Annotated in this window: 4 protein-coding genes; 2 read left to right on the plus strand and 2 right to left on the minus strand. The window is 47.2% G+C overall.

Going from position 1 to position 6,040, the window contains the following annotated elements:
- Positions 1-32 precede the first annotated feature (32 nt).
- A complete protein-coding gene (locus M0R35_00535; GenBank protein ID MCK9594148.1) occupies positions 33-2,252 on the plus strand; it encodes a PIG-L family deacetylase in 2,220 nt (739 codons plus the stop codon).
- On the plus strand, positions 2,249-3,838 hold the full coding sequence (locus tag M0R35_00540; protein MCK9594149.1) for a hypothetical protein: 1,590 nt from the start codon (positions 2,249-2,251) through the stop codon (positions 3,836-3,838). Before M0R35_00535 ends, M0R35_00540 begins: the two co-directional genes overlap by 4 nt.
- 2 nt (positions 3,839-3,840) lie before the next feature.
- Here M0R35_00540 and M0R35_00545 read toward each other — a convergent pair whose 3' ends face one another.
- Together M0R35_00545 and M0R35_00550 are read right to left on the minus strand one after the other, a co-directional pair.
- Positions 3,841-5,373: a glycosyltransferase family 39 protein gene (locus tag M0R35_00545; GenBank protein MCK9594150.1), complete on the minus strand. Its 1,533-nt coding sequence runs from the start codon at positions 5,371-5,373 to the stop codon at positions 3,841-3,843.
- On the minus strand, positions 5,360-6,040 hold a 681-nt coding region (locus tag M0R35_00550), incomplete at its 5' end, for a glycosyltransferase family 2 protein (GenBank protein MCK9594151.1). The genes M0R35_00545 and M0R35_00550, both read right to left, overlap by 14 nt.

The following is a 6,040-nucleotide window of genomic DNA, read 5'->3' on the forward strand; positions in this document are numbered from 1 at the left end:
ATCCTGACGACGAAACTCTGGCCTGCGGACAGTTGATAAGCCGGGCGGTAGGAAATAATCAAAAAGCAAAAGTAGTTTTTATTACTAACGGCGACGCTTCTGCGGAGACCGCTAGTTTTTTCTTGGGTAAAGCCGCATCTGAACTTGAAGCAGAGGATTATCTTGCCTTAGGCCGGGCGCGTCAACAGGAAGCTGCCCGGGCGTCGGCAAAGCTGGGGTTACCTCCGAATGATCTGATATTTTTAAGCTATCCGGACAATGGCTTGGCAAGCCTGTGGCTCCAGAACGCGGGGGAGAGATACGAATCGGAATACACCGGGGAAGACAGGTCAGTTTACGCGTTAACCTATTCCCGGGCCATAAAGGGGTATACCCGCGCTAACCTGATCAGGGATATTAAAGATATAATCAAAGAGCTCAAACCGCGGGATGTCTATGCTCCTTCTCCGCTGGACAGGCACAAAGACCACGTTGCCTGCGCCGACTTCTTAAATAAAGCCCTTGATGAATTGCGCAGCGATCAAAAAAACAAATTTATCCCTCCCCAGGTTTTTTATTATTCTATCCATTTGCCCGGCCGTCAGGCCGGGCCTGCTTTAAATCCGGATTTGTCTCTGACGCAGGGCAGCCATTCTGTAAAAACGGCTAAATCACAAGCGATACAAGAATATCATTCGCAACTTTCTTCCCCCACCGTAAAGAGAATTGCTGCGCGATCCCTTGAGAATAAAGAATACTTTTACCGGGTCCCTGATTCCCCGGGGGCTTATCTTGGTTCGGTATATCGGCAGTGGGCTGATGCAGCAGGCGAGATGAAAAGAAGGGGATATAACCTTAATATGGGCGTGATTGCCGATGTGGCCGGGGATATAAACGACCAAAGGATAGATCTGGTAAGAAAACAAAAGATTTTTTCGGATGATTCAACAGAGGTTTCCCGGTTGGTCAATAGGATCGCGCAAGCCTTGGATGACTTTGGGGTAATCCCTGTGGTAAAACATTTTCCAGGGTTGGGAAGCGTGTACCGTGATACCCATAAATGGCTGCCTAAGGTTAATTCTTCTCGTCGAGACATTTATAATAAAGACCTGCTCCCGTATAAAGACCTGATCCGGTCCGGGAGGCATTTTATGGTTATGACCAGCCATGCCGTATATCCCTGCCTGGATGATAAACCCGCGTCGCTATCTTATAAGATCCAAAGCGTTATTTTAAGAAAGGAACTGGGTTTTCAGGGGTTGATAATCTCGGATGAGTTAGGGATGCAGGCTTTGGGGGAATACGCTATTCAGCGGGGTATCCCTGCTCCCCATATCGGAGAGCTCGCTGTTTTATCTTTTGCCGCCGGAACGGATATGGCTATAATTTACCCGGAACCGGAAAGGGCGGATGAGATCATCCTTTCGGTGATCCTGGCGGTAAAACAAGCGGTAAAAGAAGGCCGGCTGAGCCGGAAAGCGCTCGATGAATCGGTAAGCAGGATCTTAAAAGAAAAAGAGGGGGTTTTCGATAAAGATCTGGAGGGGTTGTTGAATGTTATGACCATTGATGAAAAGATCTGCCAGAAACTCATCATCGATATTTACGCTGATCCGGCGATAGCACTCAAATACGCGATAGGCGGAATACACGCGCGGGATCATAAGATAATCCCTGAGATCCAGTCCAAGGCCCAAATACCGGTTTTTATTTTTGGGCAGTATGAAGGCGGGGGTATAATCGAGGCCGGGCTTATTCCTTATGTTGAAACCGGCTATCTTATAGGCCGCGAATTCGCCCGGGCCGTCAAATCGCGCGTATCCCGGAACAGGGATAATTATAAGCAAGAAGAGGCTGTTGATCAGCTTCAGGAGCCGGTCTTTGATTTTAGCCGGTTGGGTGAGGAAGAACGCGCGAAGATCATAAATATACTCGCCGCTTCTGTGGATGGGCATATCAGATTTTATGAACATCTGCGGGATAAAAAGGGTTTTCCGCTGCCTAATCCGGAACACCTCTCCCCCGTAAGTATGGATAATGAAAATCATCTTTTAGGCGTTAAATTCAGGGATTTTTCCGGAGTCCCGGTAAAATGGCTGCGGAATTTTCCAGACCGAAACACCGCTGTCTGCGCTTATTGGGTCTTTAAGAAGACTTTTGAAGAATGGGCAAAAGAAGAAAAAGCGAGGGGTAATGATGGGGGAGGGTCTTGGGATGAAAAGATGCTTTCCCGGCTTAACCGGTTTAAAGTCATGCTCCTGGAGATCAAATGAAGCTTAACGCTGACGCGAAGATCGTTTGTCTTATATTAATTTTGGCTGTTGTATTTGCGGTTTGGGCCAAACCGCACCGCGAAGGCGACGGCGTTTCTTATTACATGATGGTTAGTTCATTGGCCCAAGACGGAGATCTTATCCTGGACAGCCGCGATGAGGCCAGGTGGAATAAAGAGAATTTTGAAGGTATCCCTGTTGGGGTGTATGTCCGGTTCGACGACAAAGGGTATATGCGTTATGCCAAACCCGCGTTATATCCATTGTTTGCCGCCCCGTTCCTTTTTGTCATAGGCAGGTATGGTTTGGTGGTTTTGAACGGATTACTTCTTGGTATGATCGTGGTTTTTTCTTATTTGGGCTTACGCCGGTATATCCGGCGATTGGATGCTTTTTTGCTCGCTTCCGGGTTCTTCGCCTTTAGTTTTATCCCGGCGTATATAAGCTGGATGACCCCGGATATCCTTTTGTTCTTTGCCTGCAGTTTATGTGTTTATTTGTTATCGACGGATAAACCAATAGCCTGCGCTTTGATAATCGGTTTGATCGGAGCGGAAAAACCGGCGTTCTTGAGCATGCTTGTCCCTTTGACCGCGTTTGTTGCCTTTGGCAGAAAGCCCGGACAGATTGTTAAAACGTTAACAACCTGTTTTTTGGGAGCGATCCTGTCTTTGCTGTTGAATTTTTGTTTCCTTAAAACTTTTTACGCTTACAGCGACCCTAAATACATGGTATCCGGCGGAATGGTGCCGCATACGCTGGAAGAATTGCACAGCCGGCTGGTGCTTGCCCCTGCGGAACTCTTGGATATGCGTTTTAACAACTGGCCGCTTTTTATCAAGAATGTCATTAACTTCTTCGTCGGAAGATTCAGCGGGATGTTTTGGTATGGTTTTCCTGCCCTGGTCTGCGTAGTTATTTATTTGTGGCGCAGGAAAAAGCTGGCAGCGGAAGAAAAAGCTCAGAATGACAGTATTCTGTCCGCGGCGGTTTTGTTAATGGCAATACTGTTGTTTTTTCGGCCTTTGAATTATTTCGGGGGATTGGGTTTTTGGGGAACCCGGTATTTTTATATCTTTCCGGCATTGCTCTTGCCTGCGGCTTTTAAGGGAATGAAGAGACCGTGGTTGGTTTTTCTGTTTTTTCTACCGGCGTTCTGGATCAGTTCCCAGGTTTTGAACAGCTCTTTGTCTATAAAGGCCTGGGGCAGCAGTGTGTGGCGGGAAAGAAATGTGTTGTCTTTCAGTGTTCATACTTGCAAGGAGCCGTTAAGATACGCTCCGTTAGAAATAAACACGATCGAAAACCTTATGGTATACAATCGGGCCTTTCCGGAAGAATTGACCTTCTATGCTCCTTTGGGGGTTAAGAAAGATCCCAAGGGTTTGTTTATTTTCGAAAGGGGGCAGGAAATGGTTTTTCTTGCACGGAATGAATGCGCTGCGTTGGCATTAGAGACTACTGCCGGCGAGTTTATCTTGCGCCCGGTCTTGACCCTGCGCGATAAATCGGGACAAAAACGAAAAGCGTTTTTCTATTTTAAGCCCAGTCAAGGCCTGGGATTGATAAAAGCCGGCCCTTTTTAACCTTAACGTTTCCTCCCTGCTGTATCCTTTCTGATATAAAACACCAGATCTTGAGTATAAAAACAGGGAAATTTTTTGTTCTGACGAGAAAAATATCTTATCGGCCGCCGAAGCAAAAAAGAATTCAGCAAAGGTTTCCGGATAGAAAGTCCGGCAGCTTTCCGATAATCCGCCAGGATAACGGGTTTTATTGCCGGATCGTAATCCTTGAACCTGCCCAGCAATATTGATCCCGGTTTATATTTTCTCAACACCTGCTCAATGAGCTCCGTCGTTGGTATTCTTTTGACAGTCAATACCGCTGTTTCAGGAGGCACAAGGAGATTTCCCTTAAAAGCGTAAATAGGCAGGTCGGTGAATATCCAGCGGTTAGCTTTTTGGGTTCCCGCTATTAAATCCAGGACTTTACGCTCTTCGCCTTTGCCGGAGAGATCCAGCAAAAAACCGGCATCGAGCAATTTAAGCGGCGCCATTGCCGCGGTCAGGATTATCAGTAGTAATGCCGGAAAATAAAAAAGTGATTTTCTATCGCGGATCTTGCGCAATGATCTTGTAAAGAAAATTGCCGCCAGCCAGCATATGGGTATGGAAATAAGCAGGTAGTAATGATCCCAGACCGGCCGGTGCAGGGTGAAAAACAACAGCGTCATTCCCAACCATAGCCCGGGCAATAAGATCTGCCCGGATTTTTTAGCGCGCAGATTAGTTAACAGCCCGAATATTGCCAAAAGGGTTAGATCAAAGTCTTGGATCAGCGACCTGATAATGACCGAAAAGTCGGCGCCGGGGATGTTTATCTGGGCTATATGGGGCTTAAAGAGCTGTTCGGTGAACAGCCTTAACTCAGGATAAAAATAAGCGATAATGACCAGCGAGTAGATCAATGTAACGCCTGAAAACCAGAATATCCCCGGCAATAAAACCCGGTCCGAAGTTTTTTTGTCCTGGTTTTTCCGTAATATTATCTCCAGCAGAATAATGGGGACCATAAATACTGTAAAAAACTTGGTCAAAAGAGAGAAAGCCATAAAGCCCGCGGATAAGGCAAGTTCGGTTTTGCGCCCTGAACAGGCGTACGCGGTTGCGCAGTAAAGGGAAAGCACAGCCAGGGCCAGGCTGGGGATCCCGATCATCACCGAGATGCTTAAGAGCGGAAATCCCGAGGATAAGATCAGAAAAAGGCACGCGATCCGGGCGGTTAATATGTCTATTCTTATCCGTATATTCTGGTAGAGCCCCCAGAGCAAGAGTATAGAAAACAACAGCACTAAAAGCCGTCCGGAATAAACGCTTGAGCCGAAAAGCCCGAACCAGGAGGATAAAAGCGCGGTGAAAAGCGGCGGCTGGTCGCTCCATATCTGTTTGTAAAGATCGAATCCTTCGCGGACAAGCCGGGCTTTTATTAGGTTCGTCCCTTCGTCAGGATTGAATTCAAAGGCGCCCTGCATGGAGGAATGCAGCAAAAATCCCAGGCCGAATATCCCGGCTATAAGCAGGATCAAAAAGCAAAAATTCTTTATATTAGACAGGCGCATATTTAAATATTATACGGTTAGCTTCTGCCAGGATCTTTATTACCGTGGCTAAATTCCCGCCGGTAGCCCGGCCTGAACTGCGCGGGTAATGGGTGACAGGCAACTGAATGAAAGAATACCCGCTGTTTTTCAGGCGGTACAGGATCTCGAAATTTATCACGCCTCCTGAAGATAACAGGGGCAAGTTTTTTAATAAACCGGTTTTAAATAATTTAAAGCCGCAGTTTATATCTTTGATGAAAATACTCCGCAAAAAAAGATTCGCCAGCCGGTTCCCGGCAGCCCCGAGCAGCCGGCGGTAGCCGTTGTCATTTCTTCGCCTGCGCCAGCCAAGAAGGAAATCCCGGCCGTATCTTTTATCCCACATCTCTTTGAGGTCGCCTATGTCGAATTGGCCGTCGGAATCGAAGATAAGCAGCCATTTCTTAGTTGCCGTGCGTATTCCCCGGCGCAAGGCCCAGCCATAACCGTTATTCCGGCTGTTGTTTATAATTTTGATCCGGGGCTCCTTTTCAGCCAAGCCGCTGATGATCTCCGCGCTTTTATCTGTACTGCCGTCATTAATCGCGAGCACCTCTAAATCATCAGTTAGCCCCCCCAGAAAAGGCAGCATATCCCGAATTAAACGTTCTATGCCCGCGGCTTCATTATATATAGGGAGAACGAC

This window comes from Candidatus Omnitrophota bacterium, assembly GCA_023227985.1.
Taxonomy (GTDB): Bacteria; Omnitrophota; Gorgyraeia; order Gygaellales; family Profunditerraquicolaceae; genus JALOCB01.

Coding starts and splice junctions, on each gene's coding strand:
- M0R35_00545 (MCK9594150.1), bottom strand. CDS start 5,373: ATGCGCCTGTCTAATATAAAGAATTTTTGCTTTTTGATCCTGCTTATA.
- M0R35_00540 (MCK9594149.1), top strand. CDS start 2,249: ATGAAGCTTAACGCTGACGCGAAGATCGTTTGTCTTATATTAATTTTG.